This window comes from Ruegeria sp. CG8 (assembly GCF_056537165.1).
In genome coordinates, this window is the sequence record NZ_JBQFRA010000001.1 from 1,164,741 (window position 1) to 1,184,386 (window position 19,646).

Genomic DNA, 19,646 nt, shown 5'->3' on the forward strand with positions numbered 1-19,646 from the left:
GCCGGCTGTGTTTTTGGGCTGTTTTTCTTTGCCACGGGACGGCAGGATTGCGCGTAGGTGAAAGAAAAAGCGGGGAAATTTCGGCCAATGCAGTTTGATCGGACGAGGCTGGACCGCATTCGGACATGGATGCAAAGGTATGTGGACGAACGAAAATACCCCGGGTGCGCCTTTCTGTTGAAGCAGCACGGGCGCGAAGTTTTCTTTCACGATTGCGGATTGCGCAGTCTCGAGAGTGATTTGCCGTTCGACCGCGAGACCTTGGTTCGCATCTACTCGATGACCAAGCCGGTGACCACGACAGCGCTGATGATGTTGGTAGAACAAGGTCTGATGCACCTTGAGGCGCCGGTGTCCGAGTTTCTGGCGGAATTTGCCGAAATGAAGGCGTTGCGGAAAGACGCGCAATCCATTGATCAAACAGAAGACTCGACGCCGCCGACCCTGCATCAACTGCTGACCCACACCAGCGGGCTAAGCTATCCGTTCAATCCGGGCGTTCTGCCTGCCGCAATGGATGCTCAGGACCTGATGTTCAAACCGGACCAGGGTCTGCTGGCCGATCAGGTTCGGGCCGTGGCTGCATTGCCGCTGGCATTTCAACCCGGCAGCCGCTGGGAGTACTCGGTTGGCATCGACGTTATCGGACGCGTGGTCGAAGTCGTGTCCGGCAGGAGTTTGGACCAATTCTTTGCCGACGAGATCTTTGGGCCGCTTGGGATGGCCGAAACCGGGTTTTCGGTTCCCAAAGGGGCAGGGGACCGGTTCGCCTCGCTGTACACACCGCTCGAGGGAGACGCGATGGCCCTGAACGCGGCCAGGTCCGGCGGCGAAACGTTGCGATTGGTGGATCAGGCCGGAAACTCGCCATTCGAAGCGGCCACGCTGTTTTCCGGCGGTGGTGGGCTGGTCAGCACGATCGACGATTTTGCCCGTTTCGCCGAGATGCTGCGCGCCAAAGGGCAGGTGGGTGATCAACGACTGCTGGGCCCGAGCACGGTGGATTTCATGATGCGCAACCACTTGCCGGGCGACATCGCGTCCATGGGGCCTCAAAGCTTTGCCGAACAGCCGATGGACGGCATGGGGTTCGGGCTTGGCGGCGCTGTGGTTTTGGACCCGGGCCGTGCACGTACCCCTGGATCGGTAGGAGACTTCAGTTGGGGCGGAATGGCGTCGACCTTTTTCTGGGTCGACCAAAAGAACGACCTGTCGGCTGTTTTCTTTACACAGCTATCGCCCTCCAGCTCCTACCCGTCACGCTCAGAACTCAAAGCCCTGGTTCACGCCGCCCTCATTGAATGACCCGCGCGGGCCTGCTAGGCCGATCACGAACAGAACCAGAGAGAGTCGAATGACCGAAGCCGAACGCATCCTGTTGGATTTGCTGGACATTGAACGCCTTGAGGTAGACTTGTTCCGAGGCACCGGGTCCGGCGGTGAAACGCCCACGCGGATCTTCGGTGGTCAGGTCATTGCGCAGGCTCTGGCGGCCGCGTACCGAACGGTCGAAGACCGCCTTTGCCATTCGCTACATGCCTATTTCATCCGTCCGGGAGATCCGGAAATTCCGGTTATCTATCAGGTAGATCGCGCGCGGGATGGCGGATCGTTCACCACACGGCGCGTGGTGGCAATCCAGCACGGCAAGCAGATCCTCAACATGTCGGCCTCGTTCCACATTCAGGATGAAGGCTGGAACCATCAGCACGCGATGCCTGATGTCCCATCGCCCGAAACGCAACCGTCCCGCGATGAATTGCGGCGAAAATACCTGAACCACGTTCCCGAAAGGCTGCGCGCCGAATTGCTGCGCGAACGTCCGATCGAGGTGCGCGAGATTGATCCCTTGGACATATTTCAGCCCGAGAAAAGCGACGACCGAAACCATCTGTGGTTCCGCATGGGAGCAGCGGAACAGGCTGATCACGTGACCCAACACCTGTTGCTGGCCTATGCCTCGGACATGGCGCTGCTGAGTTCCGGCATGCGGCCGCACGGGTTGAGCTGGTTCACGGGCGAAATTAATGGCGCGAGCCTGGATCACGCGATCTGGTTTCATGCACCGGTTCATTTCCAGAACTGGCATCTCTATTCCATGGAGTCGCCATGGACGGGGCAGGGACGCAGCTTCAACCGCGGGTCAATCTATGCGCAGGACGGTACCTTGGTCGCCTCCGTCGCGCAGGAAGGCCTTCTGCGCCGCGCCCGCAAGAAAGACTAGGTATCGCCTGCAAACTGCTGATTCAACTTGTTCATTCCTGAAATCCAACGGTCGTAATCGGCGGTTTTCAAGCGCATGTAATCCAGAACCTGCGGATGCGGCAGAATCAGAAAGGTCTCGGTGCCAATGGCCTCGACACAAGCCTGTGCCACGTCCTCGGGTTCAAGCATGCCATCAATCGCGGCAACTGAGTCTTCAAACCCTTTGGTCATTTCCGATCGGACGGCCTGAGGACACAAGACCGAAACCCGGATGCCTTTGTCGGCATAGGTCAAAGCCAGCCATTCCGCGAAACCAACCGCCGCATGTTTGGTGACTCCGTATGGCGCGGCTCCGGGCTGGTTGAGCAGCCCCGCAGCGGAAGCCGTGATCAATATGTAGCCGCCGCCGCGCGCAATCATCCGCGGCACCAGATGGCGGGCCGTCCACACATGAGACATGACGTTGATCTTCCAGATCCTATCCCAATGCGCATCGGGAACATCGAGACCGCCAAGCGTCAGGATGCCGGCGTTGGCGCAGAACAGATCAATGGGGCCGATGCTGAATTCGACGCTTTCGATCATTTTCTGGATTTCGTGTTCGTCGGCGACATCGCATTTGAACGAATGCCCGCCAATCTCCCGGGCGACGGCTTCGGCGCCGGCTTCATCGATATCCGCACAGATCACACGCGCGCCGTCCGCCGCGAAGCGCGTCGCCATACCTTTGCCGATGCCTTTGGCTGCACCGGTAACAACTACGACTTTTCCTTGAAGGTCCATCAGCGCATCCTGTCTTGGTTTCACACAGGACCGTAACAGGTTGAAATAGCACCGCCAATGCGAACGTAGCGGTGCCAGGCCTTGCAGTTTTATTTACATAATACCGATTACGCGAACTGTAGGCTGCAGATCAGTAGAAGGCCTGCAACCCAGTCTGCGCCCGCCCCAGGATCAACGCATGAACATCATGCGTGCCCTCGTAGGTATTGACGGTCTCAAGGTTGACCATGTGGCGAATGACTTGGAACTCCAACGAGATCCCGTTGCCACCATGCATGTCCCGCGCCATCCGCGCGATATCCAACGCCTTGCCGCAATTGTTCCGCTTGATGATCGAGATCATCTCAGGCGCGGCTTCGGCTTTGTCCATCAACCGTCCGACTGTCAGGCTGGCCTGCAAACCCAACGCGATTTCAGTCTGCATGTCCGCCAGCTTCTTCTGGAATAACTGTGTCTGCGCCAAAGGACGATTGAACTGCTTGCGATCCAATCCATACTGACGCGCCGCGTGCCAGCAGCATTCTGCGGCCCCCATGACGCCCCAACTAATGCCATAGCGTGCTCGGTTCAGGCATCCGAACGGCCCTTTCAGGCCCTGGACATGCGGCAGCAAGGCACTTTCGTCGACCTCCACACCATCCATCACGATTTCGCCGGTGATTGACGCGCGCAGGCTAAGCTTGTTTTGGATCTTGGGCGCGCTCAGACCTTTGGCGCCTTTTTCCAGTACGAAGCCGCGGATCTTTCCGTCATGCGCATCGGACTTGGCCCAGACAACAAACACATCGGCAATTGGCGCGTTGGAAATCCACATCTTGCTGCCGGTCAGACGGTAGCCGCCGTCGATCTTTTCCGCCCGGGTTTTCATGCCTGCCGGATCAGACCCCGCATCCGGTTCGGTCAGACCAAAGCAACCGATCCATTCTCCACTGGCCAGTTTCGGCAGGTATTTCCGGCGCTGCTCTTCACTGCCATAGGCATAGATCGGATACATCACCAGCGAGCTTTGCACCGACATCATCGAGCGATAGCCGGAATCCACACGTTCGACCTCGCGCGCGACAAGACCGTAGGTTACGTAACCGGCGCCAATCCCGCCGTATTCTTCGGGAATGGTGGTGCCCAGCAGGCCCATTTCGCCCATCTCACGGAAGATTTCAGGATCGGTTTCCTCGTTCTGAAACGCCTGAGTTACCCGAGGCTGCAGCTTTTCCTGCGCATACGCACGCGCGCTGTCGGCGATCAGGCGTTCATCCTCGGTCAGTTGATCAGACAGGCGGAACGGATCGTCCCAGGTAAAGCGGCCAAGATCGGGCGCATCCTTTGCGCGCAATGCAGGTTTGGTGTCGGGGGCGTTCATCTTCTGGCTCCAAACTGAAGTTCATACGCACCCTACCCTGCAATTTACGCAAAAAACAGCGAGACATTTGCAAGTTTTCATGAGTAAAACGCATAGATGGATACGCCTCGTCGACTTTTTCCGTCAATTTCTTCGCTTCGCGCGCTCGAAGCATTGGACAGGCTGGGGTCCGCCTCGGCCGCCGCGGAAGAGCTTGCGCTGACCCAGAGCGCCGTCAGCCGGCAACTGCAGACGCTCGAGACCCAACTGGGCGTGCAGCTCATTCTGCGTGACAAGAAGCGATTGGCGTTGACGCCGGTGGCGCAGGACTATGTCGCGGAAATACGACAAGGTCTGAACCAAATTGCGCAGGCCTCCCTGAAACTGCACGTCGCGCCAGTGGGTGGAACGCTAAATCTGGCAATCCTGCCGACATTCGGAATGCGTTGGCTGGTTCCACGGCTGCCGGATTTCGCCCGTTTGCATCCTGACATCACGATCAACATGTCCACGCGCCTGAGGCCGTTCAACTTCTCATCAGAACCCTTTGATGCCGCGTTACATTTCGGGGAACCAGATTGGCCCGGAACCGAGCGTCTGCTGCTGAAGGTGGAAAGGGTTCTGCCGGTATGTGCCCCCTCGCTGCTGCCAGGAGGCGCGCCGGACGATCCGCGCGAATTGCTGAAACTGCCTCTGCTTCACATCCAGACCCGCCCGCGCGCCTGGCAAGAATGGTTCAAGCAAATGGGCGTTCAGCATTCAGGCGCCCTGCCCGGCACGGTGCACGATCAATTCACGACCATCAATCAAGCCGCCCTGCATGGGCTGGGCGTCGCCCTGCTGCCCAACTATCTGATCGAGCAAGACCTGGCGACCGGCAGGCTTGTTGCAGCCTGCAAGGATCCGGTTGAAACCATGGGGGCCTATTTCCTGGTCTGGCCAAGCTCAAAGTCCGAAGATCCGACACTTCGGCACTTCCGTCACTGGTTGGCGTCTCAGGCCCAAAACGACGAAACTCTGCCCAGATAGGCTAATCCAGCGCGTATCCAGCACCTCGCACCGTTCGGAGGGGGTCGGATCCGCCAAACGCCGTCAACGCCCTGCGCAGTCGACCAATATGGACATCCACGGTGCGGGAATCGACATAGACGTCGCGCCCCCAGGCACGGTCCAATAGCTGATCGCGACTGAACACGCGCCCCGGCTTTTCCATGAAGGTGCAAAGCAGCCGGAATTCGGTTGGCCCCATCCGGAGCGGCTTGCCCGCCCGACTGGCCTTGTGGCTTTCGAGGTCCACGACGATGTCGTGATATTCTAGGGTCTCCGCAGCCGCCGCAGGGCGTACCCGACGCAGTTGAGCTCGGATCCGCGCCATCAATTCCGCCATCGAATACGGTTTGGCCACATAGTCATCGGCCCCCGTCTCCAAACCGCGCACCTTGTCCGCCTCATCGGACCGCGCCGACAGCATGATGATCGGAATCGCGCGGGTCTGCGGGCGCGCCTTTAGCTGACGACACAGCTCAATCCCGCTGAGATTGGGCATCATCCAGTCAAGCACGATCAGATCAGGCGCCACCTCTTGAACCAACACCAGGGCTTCTTCGCCGCTTGCCGCCTGAACCACTTCGTACCCGGCGGACTGCATGTTGTAGGCCAGCACCTCGCGCAGCGCGGGCTCATCATCGACGATCAGGATAGTCGGCTGGCCCGTCGGCATGCCGGCCACCCCCTACAGAGATTGCGAGGTGTTGTCTGCTTTCGGGCGCGCTTCGGTAGGCCGTTCGCCGGTCACCAGATAGATAACCTGTTCGGCGATGGCAGTGACGTGGTCGCCCATCCGCTCGATGTTCTTGGCGATGAAATGCAGATGCATGCAGGCCGTGATGTTGCGCGGGTCTTCTGCCATGAAGGTCAGCAACTCGCGGAACAGGCCGTTGTACATCTGGTCCACTTCCTGGTCCCGATCGATGACGTCACGGGCCAGTTCAGCATCCCGTTGAATATAGGCATCCAATGCGTCCCGCAGCATACGCTCGACCTCGCGCGCCATGCGTCGCAGTGCGGCGGTGCTGCCGCCGATCTGGTTGGCCTCGACCAGAATGGTGGTGCGCTTGGCGATGTTCTTTGCGTAATCGCCGATGCGTTCCAGGTTGGCCGAAACCTTGAGAACCGACAGCACCAACCGCAGGTCGCCGGCGGTGGGCGCCCGCAGAGCGATCACCCGGGCGGTTTCCTCATTGATCAGGTCCTCAAGCGCATCAATCGCCTTGTCGCCCTGCCGCACCTGCTGTGCAAGCTCCTCGTCCCGCGTTTCCAGCGAACGGGCCGCACCTGTGATCGCGGCTTCGACCAGACCACCCATTTTCATGATGTGGGCTTGAACCGCCTCAAGATCGCGGTCGAAGGCAGATGCAATATGTTGTTCGCTCATGGTCATTTACCTGTTCTCAGCCGATGCGGCCGGTGATGTAGCTTTCGGTACGCGGGTCTTCGGGGTTGGTGAAGATTTGGGCGGTATCACCGAACTCGACAAGATTGCCCAAGTGAAAAAAAGCCGTTTTCTGGCTGACGCGCGCCGCCTGTTGCATCGAATGGGTGACGATCACGACCGAAAACCTCTCACGCAGTTCATCGATCAGCTCTTCGACCTGGGCGGTGGCAATCGGGTCCAGTGCCGAACAGGGCTCGTCCATCAACAGAACTTCGGGTGCCGTGGCGATGGCGCGTGCGATACACAGGCGCTGTTGTTGCCCTCCTGACAAACCAGTACCAGGGGCATCCAGGCGATCCTTCACCTCGTCCCAGATGGCGCCGCGGCGCAAGGATTTCTCGACGATCTCGTCAAGTTCGGCCTTGGTCTTGGCCAGACCATGAATGCGCGGGCCGTATGCGATGTTGTCATAGATCGACTTTGGAAAAGGGTTGGGTTTCTGAAACACCATGCCGACCTTGGCGCGCAGTTGCACGGGGTCGATCCGCTTGTCATAGATGTCTTCCCCATCCAGGCGGATTTCACCCTCGACCCGACAGATGTCGATGGTGTCGTTCATCCGGTTCAGACACCGCAAAAAGGTAGACTTGCCGCACCCCGAGGGCCCAATGAACGCCGTAACGGTCTTGTCCTGGATTTCTACATTCACGTCCTTGATGGCGTGCGTGTCACCATAGAACACGTTCACGTTCCTGGCTGAGACCTTGAGGGTTTCGGTTTCCAATGCGCTATCCACGGGTGGCGGGTCCTTCGTTTTTTGGTCCGAGTACTCGGCTTGACCGTTCCTAGCCTATCACGCGCCGGTCTTACATGGGCAAAATGACGGTGAACACCGCGCCCTTTCCCAAATCACTTTCCACTCGCAACCGGCCGCGGTGGCGGTTGATGATGTGCTTGACGATAGCCAGGCCCAGCCCCGTACCCCCCAATTCGCGCGAGCGGTGGCTGTCGGCGCGGTAAAACCGTTCGGTAAGTCGAGGCAGATGAACCGGATCAATGCCAGGGCCTTTGTCGATGACCCTCACCCGGGCGGCCGGTCCCCGGATCGCGGTATCCTGATCTGAGACCGAGACTTGCACATCGACACTGCCACCGCTGCCGCCATATTTGATCGCGTTTTCAACAAGGTTTGTGAAAACCTGCCGCAGCTGGTCATTGTCGCCCGGAAGGCGAACGGGGTTATCCGGGGCGCTTAGAGACAGGGAAACGCCCGCGTCATCCGCCAAGGGGCGCAACGTCTCGAGCGTCACGCGCAGCAGCTCGATGAGTTCAATCTGCTGCCTTGGCCGAATGCGCTCTTCGCTTTCGACCCGATTCAACGACAGCAGGTCACCGACCAGGCGATTCATCCGGTTGGCCTCGGCTGTCATGATCTTCAGGAATCTGTCTCGGGCCGCCGCGTCATCCTTCGCCGGTCCTTGCAAGGTCTCGATGAAGCCCATCAGAGCGGTCAGTGGGGTACGAAGTTCGTGGCTGACATTGGCAACGAAGTCACGGCGCATCTGGCTGGCCTGTTCAAGGTGGGTCACATCCATGAACGTTGCCAGAACCGCGCCACCGGAAACCGCGCCAACGCCCTGCATGTACCGACAGTGGACCTGAAACGCAGTGTCCTGTGCGCCGTCGTTCGCCAGATGCCGGCTGTTGGCCGGCCCCTTGCTCCGCAAGCTTGTCTCCATCGCTTCGATGACCTGCGGCTGTCGCAGGATCGTCGCAAAATGGCGACCGTCGATGTTTCGGCCCAACAGCGCACGCGCATCCGCGTTCGAGGCGATGATCCGCTCGGTCTGATCGACCATCAATGCGGGCATCGGCAAAGCAGAGACGACTTCGGCAAGCAGTTCGTTGCTCATGACCGGTTCACAGGACCTATGCGACGGGCGAAACGGGCGTCAGCGTTTCCCGGAACTTGCGCATGTTCTCTTGATAGTGGAGCGCGCTGAACGTGATCCGCCGGGCCGCCGCCTCGTCCAGTTGCCGGACCACCTTGCCAGGGGCTCCCATCACCAGCGAGTTGTCGGGGATCTCCTTGCCTTCCGTGATCAGGGCCCCTGCCCCGATCAGGCAGTTCCGGCCGATCTTCGCGCCGTTCAGGACGATGGCTCCCATACCAATCAGGCTGTTGTCACCGATAGTGCAGCCATGCAGCATCACTTTGTGGCCGATGGTGCAATTCTTTCCGATCGTCAGAGGAAAACCGGCGTCGATATGCATCACGCAGTTCTCCTGAACGTTGCTGCCCTCGCCCACGCGGATTTCTTCGTGATCGGCTCGGATCGTGCACCCGAACCAGACGGATGCACCTCGCTCCAGGACGACTTTGCCGATCAGGTTCGCGTCCGGCGCAACCCAGCTGTCTTCGTGGATCTGCGGGACGTCCTGTCCCAATGCGTAAATGGTCATGACATGCTCTCGAATTCGTATTGCAAGGCGCGGACGTGATCCTGCAATCGGGGCTGCTGAATACGGCGCATCCGCTCGGCGCTGACGATCGTCTTCAGCTTTTCCTCGGTTGCGGCCAGATCGTCATTGATCAACACATAGTCGTAGTAGCCCCAATGGCTGATTTCGTCCCAGCTTTTCATCATGCGCTTGGAAATGACGTCGGCGCTGTCCTGACCGCGGGTTTCAAGCCGGCGGCGCAGCTCTTTGATCGATGGCGGTAGAATGAAAATGGACAAAGCATGTTTGCCCAGCTCGGAATTCCGGATCTGCACTTCACCCTGCCAGTCCACGTCAAACAGCACGTCCCGCCCGCTCTGGATCGCTTCGCGAACTGGACCAGCTGGTGAGCCGTAGAAATTGCCGAACACATGGGCATGTTCCAGCATCTGCCCATTTGACACCTGCTGGCGGAAATCATCTTCGCTGAGAAAATAGTATTCGCGTCCATGTTCCTCGCCCGGGCGTGGGGCGCGGGTAGTGGCCGAGATCGAAAACTCGAGATCGGTGTCCCACTCCATCAGGCGACGGGCCAAAGTGGATTTTCCGGCACCCGAGGGCGACGAAAGGATGATGAGTAGACCGCGGCGATCCGCCATTACACTTTTCCTTGCTTATTCAACATTTTGAACCTGCTCTCTCAACTGATCGATCACCGCCTTCAACTCCAGGCCGATCGTTGTCAGGTCCGAATTCTGGGATTTGGAGCACAGCGTGTTGGCCTCGCGGTTGAACTCCTGCATCAGGAAATCCAGCTTGCGGCCGACCGGGGCCTCCTGCTCCAGCAGAGTGCGCGCGGCTACGACATGCGCGGCCAGGCGGTCCAGTTCTTCGGTGATGTCCGCCTTGACCGCGATCAGGGCCAACTCCTGCGCCACCCGGTCGGGATCGGCGCCCTGGCTGTTTTCGATGACCCGCGCAAGGTTTTGGCGCAGAGTGTCGGCCATGGCTTCCTTGCGCCGCTCGGCCAGCTCGGTGGCCTGCTCGGTCAGGGTCTGGATCTGATCCAACTGGGCAGACAGGACGGAAGCCAGGGCTTGCCCCTCATCCCGGCGCATTGTCACAAACTCGGCCAGCAGACTGCCAAATTCGGATTTCAACGCCTCGACCAGCGGCGCGGGATCGTCGTCTTCGGCTGCCGCGTCCAGCATACCCTTGAGCATCAGCAGATCGCTGGCCTTTGACGGTGCAAGCGCGACGCCCTTGGTGACCGCCAATTCCTCGGCCTGCGCCAACGCATCCAGCGCGGCGCTCATTGCGCCTTCGTTCAGCTTCAGTTCGGCGGCGGTTTCTTCGCGGGCAACGCGCAAGCTCAACGTCACGTTGCCCCGGCTGATCTGTTTGGACATATCCGCGCGCAGCGCAGCCTCAAGTCCCGTCAGCCAGTCCGGCACCCGCAACCGCATGTCCAGACCCTTGCCGTTGACACTGCGCAGTTCCCAGCTCCAGCTGTGCGGCCCCAATGCGCCCTTTCCGGATGCAAAACCGGTCATGGATTTGATCATGCCTGCCCTTTCCCACTGCTGCGCAGCCTTGCTCTGCTGCACCTAAAGCTATCGTACCCCATAGGGCAAGACCTTGCCGGATGTGCAATTCATCGCAAGAAGTTAACCATTCCTTAAAGATTTGGTCCAAAATTGAATAAACCCGTGTCAATCTGTCAGTCGAAGGATGGGTCGGCCGCTATCGCTTTGCATGGCGCACGGACCGGATGGCCGCCAATCGACACGAGGTGCATGGTAATGAAAACCTTCTTCTGGAATGGTTCCGGGTCGAAAGCTGGAAAGATCATCGCAATGGATCGCTTTGACAGTGGGCGCAGTCTGTCCCCCATCCGTCAGGCCGAGGCGTATTGGACCGCGCTGCTGAGCGGCGACGGCGTTCCCAAGCGTTCCCAGATCGACCCACGCGGCCTCGAAAACATTCTGGAATACACATTCATTCTGGAACGCATCGCGCCCGGCCTCGCTCGGTTTCGACTGGCGGGAAGCCATCTGAACAAGATCGCGGGGATGGAGGTGCGCGGAATGCCTCTGACCGCCTTCTTTGATCCCAGCGCCCGTGATCAGGTGTCAGAGGCCCTGGAAGAGGTGTTCGCCGCTCCGGCGATCGGTGAGTTCAGCCTTGTTTCAAAAGGCAAGCTCGGCCGGACGCGGCTGCAGGCCCACATGATCCTGTTGCCCCTCAGAAGCGATCTGGGGGATGTCAGCCGGGTGCTGGGTGTGATGGTCAGCGATGGCACGATAGGCGCTACGCCGCGACGGTTCGGAATCGAGGACACTCGGATCCGCACACTGGTGAACATTCAGGATCAGGCCCACAACAGCCGGCTTTTCGAGGCGGGCTTTGCCGAGGATCAGGCCGATTTCCAGAGACCGGCGAAACACCTGCGGCTGGTCTTCTCTCGCGACGAGTAAAAAGCAGAACGGCGGACCCGAGGGCCCGCCGTTTGCGTTTCAATCCGACATGCCTCAGCTTGCCGCGCGGTCCTTTCGGTCACGGCGCAGGTTGGTCAGCTCTTCAGCCACCAGGAACGCCAGCTCCAGCGACTGCGATGCGTTCAAACGCGGGTCGCAGGCGGTGTGGTAGCGGTCCGACAGGTCCTCTTCGCTGACGGCGCGGACGCCGCCGGTGCATTCGGTCACGTCCAGACCGGTCATCTCGAAATGCACGCCGCCGGGGATCGTGCCCTCGGCCTGATGCACGCCGAAGAAATCCCGCACCTCGCGCAGGACCGATTCGAACGGCCGGGTCTTGTAGCCGGTGGCCGACTTGATCGTGTTGCCGTGCATCGGGTCGCAGACCCAGGTCACCTTGGCGCCCTCTTCCTTGACGGCCTTGATCAGGCGCGGCAGGTGCTCGCCCGCTTTGCCCGCGCCGAAGCGCGCGATCAGGGTCAGACGGCCTTCTTCGTTGTCCGGGTTCAGCTTGGACATCAGAACCTTGAGGTCCTCGGCCGTGGTGGTCGGGCCGCATTTCAGGCCGATCGGGTTCAGCACGCCGCGGCAGAATTCGACATGCGCGCCGTCGGGCTGACGGGTGCGGTCGCCGATCCAGATCATATGGCCCGAGCCGGCCAGCCATTTGCCCGAAGTCGAATCCAGTCGCGTCAGCGCTTCTTCATACTCCAACAGCAGTCCTTCGTGGCTGGTGTAGAACTCGACGGTCGAGAATTCATGCGTGGTATCCGCGGTGATGCCGGCGGCCTCCATGAAGTCGATCGTGTCCTGAATGCGGTCGGCGATCTCGGAATACTTCTGCACGTCCTGTTCGTTGGTGAAGCCCAAGGTCCAGGAATGCACACGGCTCATGTCCGCGAAACCGCCGGTCGAGAACGCGCGCAGCAGGTTAAGAGTAGCCGCGGCCTGGGTATAGGCCTGCAGCATCTTTTCCGGGTTCGGGATACGCGCCTCGGGCGTGAAGGCCAGTTCGTTGATGATGTCACCACGGTAGCTGGGCAGCTCCACGCCATCGACCACTTCGGTCGGCGCGCTGCGCGGCTTGGCAAACTGGCCGGCCATACGGCCCACCTTGACCACCGGAACCTTGGCACCATAGGTCAGAACCATCGCCATCTGCAGCATCACCTTGAAGGTGTCGCGGATCGCATCGGCGCTGAACTGGTCGAAGCTTTCGGCGCAGTCCCCGCCCTGCAGCAGGAAGGCCTCGCCACGGCCGGCCGCGCCCAAATGCTGTTTGAGACGCCGGGCCTCGCCCGCAAAAACCAGCGGGGGATACTGCGAAAGCTTGGCCTCGACTTTGGCCAGCGCGGCCGCGTCGGTATAGTCTGGCATCTGAACCCGCGGCTTGCTGCGCCAGTTCGTTTTTTGCCACTCGGTCATAGCTTTGATCTCCGCTGAGGTAATTCAGGTGGTCTCTATACAAAATCCATAGACCAGAGACCATATCCGATTTGCGCCTCTTGACGTCGGAAACAAGCTTTGAGCATGGTGTCGGTCAAATTCGCCGCAGGCCTTGGGCCTCGGCCCGCCGAATCAAGGACAGTTCGCCATGCAAGAGCAACGCCAAGTTGTCACTGTGGACAAGCGCGCGGCCAAGCCGCTCAATTTCGTATTCGTGTTGCTCGACAAGTTTTCGTTGCTGTCTTTTGCCTCGGCACTGGACAGCCTTCGGATTGCCAATCGTATGGCGGATCAGCAGATCTATACCTGGTCGCTGGCCGGTGAAGGCGGAGAGGTGGTCAGCTGCTCGGCCGGGACGACGTTCGAGCTTGACCGCGATCTGGACGAACTGCAGAGGGACGAGGTGATCCTTGTTTGTGGCGGCGTCGATGTTCAGGCGGCGACCACCAAAAAGGTTCTGAACTGGCTGCGCCGCGAGGCCCGCAAAGGCTTGAAGATCGGTGGCTTGTGCACGGCGGCCTATACCCTGGCCAAGGCCGGCCTGCTGGACGGCAAGCGGGCCACCATCCACTGGGAAAACGCCGACAGCTTTGCGGAAGAGTTCGAAAACGTCGAACTGACGAAATCCGTCTTTCTGATCGACGGCAACCGGATGACAACAGCCGGTGGCACCTCGTCAATCGATCTGATGCTGAAGCTGATTGCCGATGACTACGGTGAGGAGTTGGCCAACGCCGTGGCCGACCAGATGATCTATTCCTCTATCCGCACCGATCAGGACACCCAGCGCCTGTCGACGCCCACGCGGATCGGTGTGCGCCACCCCAAGCTGAGCCAGGTCATCCTGATGATGGAGAAGAACATCGAGGAGCCGATTTCGCCCTCGATCCTGGCCAAGGATGTTGGCATGTCGACCCGCCAGCTCGAGCGGCTGTTCCGTCGGTATCTGAGCCGTTCGCCCAAGCGCTATTACATGGAACTGCGGCTGCACAAGGCGCGCAACCTGCTGATGCAGACCGACATGAGCGTGATCAACGTGGCCTTGGCTTGCGGCTTTGCCAGCCCCAGCCATTTCTCGAAATGCTACCGCGCGCATTACAACACCACGCCCTATCGCGAGCGTGGCACCCAGAGCGGGCGGCTGTCGGTCTGACGCCTAGAACATGCCCAGAATGGGCTCGGCGCGTGTGTTGATGCTGAACTGCAGAACTAGCACGCCGTCGTGGCGTTTATGCAAAAGAGCGTAATAGTAGAGATAGCTGTTCTTGTCGTTCCAGTAGATCCGCATTTCCTGCGCGAACCCGTTCTCAAGCTCGACCCGTTTGGCAACGTCGGCATTGGTCAGGTAGTACGGGACAAGGTCACGCAGCTGCCCTTGCAGGACTTGCATCTGCTGCGGCGTGTATTCGTCGGCGCCGCCCAACCGGTTGATGACGTTCGAGAACTCGCGGTTCTTGATCTTGGTGTCGACGAAGGCTTCGTATTCGGCATAGGTCGCAAAGACCTCGTCGGCCGCGGCGGGAAGTGTCGAAAGGGACAAAAATATCGCTGCGAGAATGCGGAACATATCAATCCTCTTAGAAGTGTATCGCTGCACTCCTAGGACGAACGGGAAATCCTGTAAACCGCACCCTGCCCGACCGAGATGAACCAGATCGCACCGTCTAGGGCCTGCACGATGTCGCGGACCCGTTCGGTCTCGGGGCCTTTGATCTGCTCGACCTCGCGCAACGGGTTTCCGGACAGCCGTGCGATATAGTCGAATTTCAGCGAACCCACGAAGATGTCACCCCGCCATTCGGGAAACATCCCGCCGGAATAGACCATCAAGCCCGAGGGCGCGATGGACGGATCCCAATACAAGCGCGGCTGTTCCATTCCGTCTTTGCTGGTGCCTTCGCCAATCTTCTCTCCGGAATAATGCGTCCCGTAGGAAATGACCGGCCAACCGTAGTTGGCGCCGGGTTTCACAAGGTTCACCTCGTCCCCGCCCCTGGCGCCATGTTCCGAGACCCACAACCGGCCGCTCGTATCAACATCAGCGCCTTGCGGGTTGCGATGACCAAAGGACCAGATCTCGGGACGGATGCCTTCTTGCGCGACAAACGGATTATCCGCCGGGATCGAGCCATCGCGGTTGATCCGAATAACCGTCCCCATGTGGTTCGAGCGGTCCTGCGCGCTTGGCCTGTCGCCACGATCCCCCACAGTGATGAACAGCGTCCCGTCCTGCGCCTCGACCACGCGCGATCCGAAATGCCGGCCACCCGAGCCGCCGGGAACCGCTTCGAATATCACCTTCAGGTTGGTCAGCCGCTTGCCGTTCTCGGACAGGCGCGCCACGGCAACCGCCGTACCGGCCCCGCCGCTCTGCGGTTTCGAGAATGTTAGAAACACCTCTCTGGTGCGGTCAAAATCGCGGGCGATGGTTACGTCCAGCAGACCGCCCTGCCCTTGCGCCGCGACCTTCGGAACACCCCGGACCTTGGTGGCCTTGCCATCACGCGCCAAAAGCAACTGGCCGTCGCGCTCCGTGACCAAAAAACTGCCATCAGGCAACAAGCCGATCGCCCAGGGCGTATCCAGACCCCCCAACATGGTCGTGACCGAGACCTCGCCTGCGGATGTCTTCAATGACTCGCCCGACGCGACGGTGCCGCAAATCATCAGAATGAGAATCGTAAAAAACCTGATCATACCTTTCGCTCCAATCCCTGTCAGAATGAGCCGCCCGGGAACCAAACCCTAGAAAACAAATAGAGTTGTTCAGCCAAAAGACACATTCCTGTTTGGACTTTTCTTTTCTGAACAGCTTGCCTAGGGTCTTGCTCAGAACGAATACGTTCCAACAAGGGAGTAACCTAATGAAAAAGCTGCTTACTGCGACTGCAGCAACCGCATTGCTGGCTGGTGCCGCAATGGCCGAAGACGTCAAACTGGGCGTTCTGTTCGGATTTACCGGGCCGATTGAATCGCTGGCCCCGGCAATGGGTTCGGGCGCCGAACTGGCGATGGCCGAAGTGACCGAATCCGGCAAGCTGCTGGGCGGCGCCACCGTCACCCCGTCGCGTGCCGATACCGGCTGCATCGACAACGGTCTGGCCACCTCGAACGGCGAACGCATGATCGCCGATGGCGTTGCCGGCATCATCGGCGGCGACTGCTCGGGTGTGACTGGCGCAATCCTGCAGAACGTCGCTATTCCGAATGGCATGGTCATGATCTCGCCGTCGGCGACCTCGCCCGGCCTGTCGACGATGGAAGACAACGGCCTGTTCTTCCGCACCGCCCCGTCGGATGCGCGTGAAGGTCAGGTTATGGCCGACATTCTGAAAGACCGCGGCATCAACTCGATCGCTCTGACCTATACCAACAACGACTACGGCAAAGGTCTGGCCGACGCGATCCAGTCGTCGTTCGAGGCCGTGGGCGGCGAAGTGACCATCGTTGCAGCACATGAAGACGGCAAAGCGGACTATTCGGCCGAAGTCGGCGCGCTGGCCTCGGCCGGCGGTGACATCCTCGTGGTTGCCGGTTACCTGGATCAGGGTGGTCTGGGCATCATCCAGTCCGCTCTGGACAGCGGCGCGTTCGACACGTTCGGTCTGCCGGGCGGCATGATCGGTGACTCGCTGCCTGCGAATGTCGGCCCCGATCTGGACGGCTCGTTTGGTCAGATCGCCGGTTCCGGCGGTGAAGGCGCCGAGAAATATTTCGCGATGGCCGAAGCCGCGGGCTTTGACGGCTCGTCGCCCTACTCGCCCGAAAGCTATGACGCAGCCGCGCTGTTCATGCTGGCCATGCAAGCAGCAGGGTCGGCCGATCCGGCCCAGTACGGTGGCAAGATCCTGGATGTGGCCAACGCCCCCGGCGAGAAGATCTATCCGGGTGAACTGGCCAAGGGTCTGGAACTGCTGGCCGCTGGTCAGGACATCGACTATGTCGGCGCTTCGGGTGTCGAACTGATCGGTCCGGGCGAAAGCGCCGGGTCCTACCGCGAGATCGAAGTGAAAGACGGCAAGAACGAGACCGTCAAGTTCCGTTGATCCGTCAGCTGACCGCATGATACCAAGCAGCCCGGGCCTTGTGTCCGGGCTGTTTCAATGACAAAAGGCGCCACCTTATCTTGAGGATGGGGCAACACGAAGAACCGCGAAAGCCGCGGACAGGGGAACACATGATCGTCGTCGAGGACGTGCACAAGCATTTCGGCGGTTTCCATGCGGTGGACGGGGCATCGCTGGAGATCGAAAAGGGCTCGATTACCGGCCTGATCGGCCCGAACGGAGCCGGAAAAACCACTCTTTTTAATGTGATCGCGGGTGTTCTGCCTCCGACCAGCGGCAAGGTCTGGATGGATGGCGAAGACATCACCGGCCTGCCGCCCCATGATCTGTTTCACAAGGGGTTGTTGCGCACGTTCCAGATCGCGCACGAGTTCTCGTCGATGACATGCCGCGAAAACCTGATGATGGTCCCCGGTGGCCAATCCGGTGAATCGCTGTGGAACACATGGTTCGGCCGCAAGCGGATTGCGGATGAGGAACGCGCCCTGCGCGCCAAGGCCGACGAGGTGCTGGAGTTCCTGACCATCGAACACTTGGCCGACCACAAGGCGGGTCAGGTCTCGGGCGGCCAGAAAAAGCTGCTGGAACTGGGCCGCACGATGATGGTGGACGCCAAGATCGTGTTCCTGGACGAGGTCGGCGCAGGCGTGAACCGCACCCTGCTGATGACCATCGCTGATACGATCCTGCGTCTGAACAAGGAACGCGGCTATACCTTCGTCGTGATCGAACACGACATGGATTTCATCGGCAAGATCTGCGATCCGGTGATCTGCATGGCCGAGGGCAAGGTTCTGGCGCAAGGCACGCTGGACGAGATCAAGGCCAACGAGCACGTCATCGAGGCCTATCTGGGCACTGGGCTCAAGAACAAAGACCAGTTGGAGGCCGGGGCATGAGCGACAATCCCTATCAGGACGACAAGGGCAACAAGGACGCCTCGATTACCAACACGCATGGCATCGGCACAATGACGCCGGCCCATCGGGTCAGCGGCAAGACCCACCGGGTAGAAGGCGGTCCATTCCTGATCGGTGACACCATGACCGGCGGGTACGGCAAAGGCCCCGACATTCTGCACGATTGCACGATCGCCGTGGACAAGGGCGAAATCGCCGTGATCGTCGGCCCCAACGGTGCTGGCAAATCCACCGCGATGAAGGCCGTCTTCGGCATGCTGGACGTGCGCGCCGGATCGGTGCGGTTGGATGGAGAGGACATCACCAACCTCAGCCCGCAGGACCGGGTGATCAAAGGCATGGGCTTTGTGCCCCAAACGCAGAACATTTTCACCTCGATGACGGTTCAGGAAAATCTGGAAATGGGCGCGTTCATCCGCACGGATGATTTCTCGGACACGATGGAACAGGTGTTCGAGCTGTTCCCGATCCTGCGAGACAAACGCAACCAGGCGGCGGGTGAGCTCTCGGGCGGACAGCGCCAACAAGTGGCCGTCGGCCGCGCGCTTATGACCAAGCCCAAAGTGCTGATGCTGGACGAACCGACTGCGGGCGTTTCGCCGATCGTGATGGACGAGCTGTTCGACCGCATCATCGAAGTGTCGCGCACCGGCCTTCCGATCCTGATGGTGGAACAGAATGCTCGCCAGGCACTTGAGATCGCCGACAAGGGCTATGTACTGGTCCAGGGGCGCAACGCATACACCGGAACCGGTAAGGAACTGCTGGCGGACGAGGAAGTGCGCAAGTCGTTTTTGGGCGGCTAACCGACGCTTTTCAGAATTCGGTTTTTTCATGGGGCCGGTCGGGATTCTCGACTGGCCTTTTTGCTTGATCGCTTTGCGCAAAATTGAAGGCCAGAAGATGGCAATCGGTGTTTCCGGCCACACCCTTCTTCCTGAGAACCCTTATTAGGCATCTGAAAAATATAAATTATTTCCTGGCAGCGCACCGGTTCAAAAAGCCTGTGGAATTTCTCGGAATGCCTATCTGCTGCTTTAATCAGGTCAAATTTCAAAAATATCGCTGCGCCCGAACCACTACACCAATCCCCGAAACGCGCCCCAATTGGGGGGCACAAAAATTGGAAGTCAAAATGAAGAAATGGATGATCGCCGCACTGGTCGCACACTTGGCAACTGGCGCTGTGGCTCAGCAACGCGAGTTTGTGTGCATATCGGATATTGATGGAACCGAGTACCGGCTGACACGGCTTGAAGGCGAGCAAAAGGGATCGGTCAAATTCGGTGACACGACCGGGGATGCTCAGGTGTTTCCTGGACTGAACAACATGACGTTCATCCTGGCGACCGAACAGCATGTCATGACCTTCTTCGTCAAAAGCCCTGATCTGTCCTACAACCTGTCCATTCGCCGTCCGGTCCTTCAGAATGACCGCGGCCAATGCATGGAAACCGGAGCCTAGTCCCGCAATCATCTGCGATTTCAGGCCGCGTCCCACATGGTGGCGCGGTCTTTTTCTTTCGGGGATCG

The 19,646-nt window shown here is 59.6% G+C and carries 21 protein-coding genes; 9 read left to right on the forward strand and 12 right to left on the reverse strand.

The genetic code is table 11. The features are described 5' to 3' along the window. The first annotated feature begins 87 nt into the window (after positions 1-87). The gene (locus ACR0EF_RS05740) at positions 88-1,305 is read left to right on the forward strand and encodes a serine hydrolase domain-containing protein (RefSeq protein WP_170371070.1); all 1,218 of its coding nucleotides are present in this window, start codon (positions 88-90) and stop codon (positions 1,303-1,305) included. A 49-nt stretch (positions 1,306-1,354) separates the two neighbouring features. Further along, the gene (locus ACR0EF_RS05745) at positions 1,355-2,224 is read left to right on the forward strand and encodes an acyl-CoA thioesterase (protein WP_170371068.1); all 870 of its coding nucleotides are present in this window, start codon (positions 1,355-1,357) and stop codon (positions 2,222-2,224) included. Here ACR0EF_RS05745 and ACR0EF_RS05750 read toward each other — a convergent pair. Together ACR0EF_RS05750 and ACR0EF_RS05755 are read right to left on the reverse strand one after the other, a co-directional pair. Continuing rightward, positions 2,221-2,988, reverse strand: coding sequence for an SDR family oxidoreductase (locus ACR0EF_RS05750; RefSeq protein WP_170371066.1), 768 nt, complete (start codon positions 2,986-2,988; stop codon positions 2,221-2,223). The genes ACR0EF_RS05745 and ACR0EF_RS05750 overlap by 4 nt on opposite strands. A gap of 130 nt (positions 2,989-3,118) precedes the next feature. After that, positions 3,119-4,348 (reverse strand): acyl-CoA dehydrogenase, encoded by a 1,230-nt coding sequence (locus ACR0EF_RS05755; protein WP_170363462.1) that lies wholly within the window; start codon positions 4,346-4,348, stop codon positions 3,119-3,121. Between the two features lie 96 nt (positions 4,349-4,444). Here ACR0EF_RS05755 and ACR0EF_RS05760 point away from each other — a divergent pair, with 96 nt between their 5' ends. Next, positions 4,445-5,356, forward strand: a complete 912-nt coding sequence (locus tag ACR0EF_RS05760) for a LysR family transcriptional regulator (protein WP_170371064.1) — start codon at positions 4,445-4,447, stop codon at positions 5,354-5,356. Between the two features lies 1 nt (position 5,357). Here ACR0EF_RS05760 and phoB read toward each other — a convergent pair whose 3' ends face one another. From phoB to ACR0EF_RS05795, 7 genes are all read right to left on the reverse strand, one after another. Continuing rightward, positions 5,358-6,047 carry a phosphate regulon transcriptional regulator PhoB gene (phoB, locus tag ACR0EF_RS05765; protein ID WP_170371062.1) on the reverse strand — a complete coding sequence of 230 codons (690 nt, stop codon included), beginning with the start codon at positions 6,045-6,047 and terminating at the stop codon, positions 5,358-5,360. 12 nt (positions 6,048-6,059) lie between these two features. Then, on the reverse strand, positions 6,060-6,761 hold the full coding sequence (gene phoU / locus ACR0EF_RS05770; RefSeq protein ID WP_093962068.1) for a phosphate signaling complex protein PhoU: 702 nt from the start codon (positions 6,759-6,761) through the stop codon (positions 6,060-6,062). A 16-nt stretch (positions 6,762-6,777) separates the two neighbouring features. After that, positions 6,778-7,557, reverse strand: a complete 780-nt coding sequence (gene pstB / locus ACR0EF_RS05775; protein WP_260066122.1) for a phosphate ABC transporter ATP-binding protein PstB — start codon at positions 7,555-7,557, stop codon at positions 6,778-6,780. Between the two features lie 70 nt (positions 7,558-7,627). Beyond that, entirely contained in the window at positions 7,628-8,674 is a 1,047-nt protein-coding gene (locus ACR0EF_RS05780; protein WP_170371027.1) for an ATP-binding protein, read from the reverse strand. Between the two features lie 16 nt (positions 8,675-8,690). Next, positions 8,691-9,224 (reverse strand): gamma carbonic anhydrase family protein, encoded by a 534-nt coding sequence (locus ACR0EF_RS05785; protein WP_170367115.1) that lies wholly within the window; start codon positions 9,222-9,224, stop codon positions 8,691-8,693. Further along, complete coding sequence (gene gmk, locus ACR0EF_RS05790) at positions 9,221-9,862, reverse strand: guanylate kinase (RefSeq protein WP_170357855.1); 642 nt, start codon at positions 9,860-9,862, stop codon at positions 9,221-9,223. The genes ACR0EF_RS05785 and gmk overlap by 4 nt, the downstream gene beginning before the upstream one ends. A gap of 15 nt (positions 9,863-9,877) precedes the next feature. Further along, complete coding sequence (locus tag ACR0EF_RS05795; RefSeq protein ID WP_170371060.1) at positions 9,878-10,768, reverse strand: YicC/YloC family endoribonuclease; 891 nt, start codon at positions 10,766-10,768, stop codon at positions 9,878-9,880. Positions 10,769-11,005: 237 nt separating this feature from the next. Here ACR0EF_RS05795 and ACR0EF_RS05800 point away from each other — a divergent pair, with 237 nt between their 5' ends. After that, positions 11,006-11,680: a PAS domain-containing protein gene (locus tag ACR0EF_RS05800; RefSeq protein WP_170339153.1), complete on the forward strand. Its 675-nt coding sequence runs from the start codon at positions 11,006-11,008 to the stop codon at positions 11,678-11,680. A gap of 54 nt (positions 11,681-11,734) precedes the next feature. Here the strand turns inward: ACR0EF_RS05800 and ACR0EF_RS05805 are convergent, their stop codons facing one another. Then, positions 11,735-13,105 (reverse strand): class II 3-deoxy-7-phosphoheptulonate synthase, encoded by a 1,371-nt coding sequence (locus ACR0EF_RS05805; protein WP_093962074.1) that lies wholly within the window; start codon positions 13,103-13,105, stop codon positions 11,735-11,737. 169 nt (positions 13,106-13,274) lie between these two features. Between ACR0EF_RS05805 and ACR0EF_RS05810 the strand changes: the two genes are divergently transcribed. After that, entirely contained in the window at positions 13,275-14,279 is a 1,005-nt protein-coding gene (locus ACR0EF_RS05810; protein ID WP_170338595.1) for a GlxA family transcriptional regulator, read from the forward strand. 3 nt (positions 14,280-14,282) lie between these two features. Here the strand turns inward: ACR0EF_RS05810 and ACR0EF_RS05815 are convergent, their stop codons facing one another. After that, entirely contained in the window at positions 14,283-14,693 is a 411-nt protein-coding gene (locus ACR0EF_RS05815; protein WP_170371058.1) for a hypothetical protein, read from the reverse strand. A gap of 32 nt (positions 14,694-14,725) precedes the next feature. Next, the gene (locus ACR0EF_RS05820; RefSeq protein WP_170371056.1) at positions 14,726-15,823 is read right to left on the reverse strand and encodes a PQQ-dependent sugar dehydrogenase; all 1,098 of its coding nucleotides are present in this window, start codon (positions 15,821-15,823) and stop codon (positions 14,726-14,728) included. 167 nt (positions 15,824-15,990) lie between these two features. On the opposite strand from ACR0EF_RS05820, the gene ACR0EF_RS05825 reads away from it, so the two are divergent. From ACR0EF_RS05825 to ACR0EF_RS05840, 4 genes are all read left to right on the forward strand, one after another. Then, positions 15,991-17,172, forward strand: coding sequence for an ABC transporter substrate-binding protein (locus tag ACR0EF_RS05825; protein ID WP_170338589.1), 1,182 nt, complete (start codon positions 15,991-15,993; stop codon positions 17,170-17,172). A 131-nt stretch (positions 17,173-17,303) separates the two neighbouring features. Further along, positions 17,304-18,092 (forward strand): ABC transporter ATP-binding protein, encoded by a 789-nt coding sequence (locus tag ACR0EF_RS05830; RefSeq protein WP_093962961.1) that lies wholly within the window; start codon positions 17,304-17,306, stop codon positions 18,090-18,092. Continuing rightward, positions 18,089-18,919, forward strand: a complete 831-nt coding sequence (locus ACR0EF_RS05835; RefSeq protein WP_170338588.1) for an ABC transporter ATP-binding protein — start codon at positions 18,089-18,091, stop codon at positions 18,917-18,919. The genes ACR0EF_RS05830 and ACR0EF_RS05835 overlap by 4 nt, the downstream gene beginning before the upstream one ends. Positions 18,920-19,248: 329 nt before the next feature. Beyond that, on the forward strand, positions 19,249-19,578 hold the full coding sequence (locus tag ACR0EF_RS05840) for a hypothetical protein (protein WP_170357867.1): 330 nt from the start codon (positions 19,249-19,251) through the stop codon (positions 19,576-19,578). Positions 19,579-19,646 lie beyond the last annotated feature (68 nt).

Coding starts and splice junctions, on each gene's coding strand:
- ACR0EF_RS05740 (WP_170371070.1), top strand. CDS start 88: ATGCAGTTTGATCGGACGAGGCTGGACCGCATTCGGACATGGATGCAA.
- ACR0EF_RS05745 (WP_170371068.1), top strand. CDS start 1,355: ATGACCGAAGCCGAACGCATCCTGTTGGATTTGCTGGACATTGAACGC.
- ACR0EF_RS05750 (WP_170371066.1), bottom strand. CDS start 2,988: ATGGACCTTCAAGGAAAAGTCGTAGTTGTTACCGGTGCAGCCAAAGGC.
- ACR0EF_RS05755 (WP_170363462.1), bottom strand. CDS start 4,348: ATGAACGCCCCCGACACCAAACCTGCATTGCGCGCAAAGGATGCGCCC.
- ACR0EF_RS05760 (WP_170371064.1), top strand. CDS start 4,445: ATGGATACGCCTCGTCGACTTTTTCCGTCAATTTCTTCGCTTCGCGCG.
- phoB (WP_170371062.1), bottom strand. CDS start 6,047: ATGCCGACGGGCCAGCCGACTATCCTGATCGTCGATGATGAGCCCGCG.
- phoU (WP_093962068.1), bottom strand. CDS start 6,761: ATGAGCGAACAACATATTGCATCTGCCTTCGACCGCGATCTTGAGGCG.
- ACR0EF_RS05780 (WP_170371027.1), bottom strand. CDS start 8,674: ATGAGCAACGAACTGCTTGCCGAAGTCGTCTCTGCTTTGCCGATGCCC.
- ACR0EF_RS05785 (WP_170367115.1), bottom strand. CDS start 9,224: ATGACCATTTACGCATTGGGACAGGACGTCCCGCAGATCCACGAAGAC.
- gmk (WP_170357855.1), bottom strand. CDS start 9,862: ATGGCGGATCGCCGCGGTCTACTCATCATCCTTTCGTCGCCCTCGGGT.
- ACR0EF_RS05795 (WP_170371060.1), bottom strand. CDS start 10,768: ATGATCAAATCCATGACCGGTTTTGCATCCGGAAAGGGCGCATTGGGG.
- ACR0EF_RS05800 (WP_170339153.1), top strand. CDS start 11,006: ATGAAAACCTTCTTCTGGAATGGTTCCGGGTCGAAAGCTGGAAAGATC.
- ACR0EF_RS05805 (WP_093962074.1), bottom strand. CDS start 13,105: ATGACCGAGTGGCAAAAAACGAACTGGCGCAGCAAGCCGCGGGTTCAG.
- ACR0EF_RS05810 (WP_170338595.1), top strand. CDS start 13,275: ATGCAAGAGCAACGCCAAGTTGTCACTGTGGACAAGCGCGCGGCCAAG.
- ACR0EF_RS05815 (WP_170371058.1), bottom strand. CDS start 14,693: ATGTTCCGCATTCTCGCAGCGATATTTTTGTCCCTTTCGACACTTCCC.
- ACR0EF_RS05820 (WP_170371056.1), bottom strand. CDS start 15,823: ATGATCAGGTTTTTTACGATTCTCATTCTGATGATTTGCGGCACCGTC.
- ACR0EF_RS05825 (WP_170338589.1), top strand. CDS start 15,991: ATGAAAAAGCTGCTTACTGCGACTGCAGCAACCGCATTGCTGGCTGGT.
- ACR0EF_RS05830 (WP_093962961.1), top strand. CDS start 17,304: ATGATCGTCGTCGAGGACGTGCACAAGCATTTCGGCGGTTTCCATGCG.
- ACR0EF_RS05835 (WP_170338588.1), top strand. CDS start 18,089: ATGAGCGACAATCCCTATCAGGACGACAAGGGCAACAAGGACGCCTCG.
- ACR0EF_RS05840 (WP_170357867.1), top strand. CDS start 19,249: ATGAAGAAATGGATGATCGCCGCACTGGTCGCACACTTGGCAACTGGC.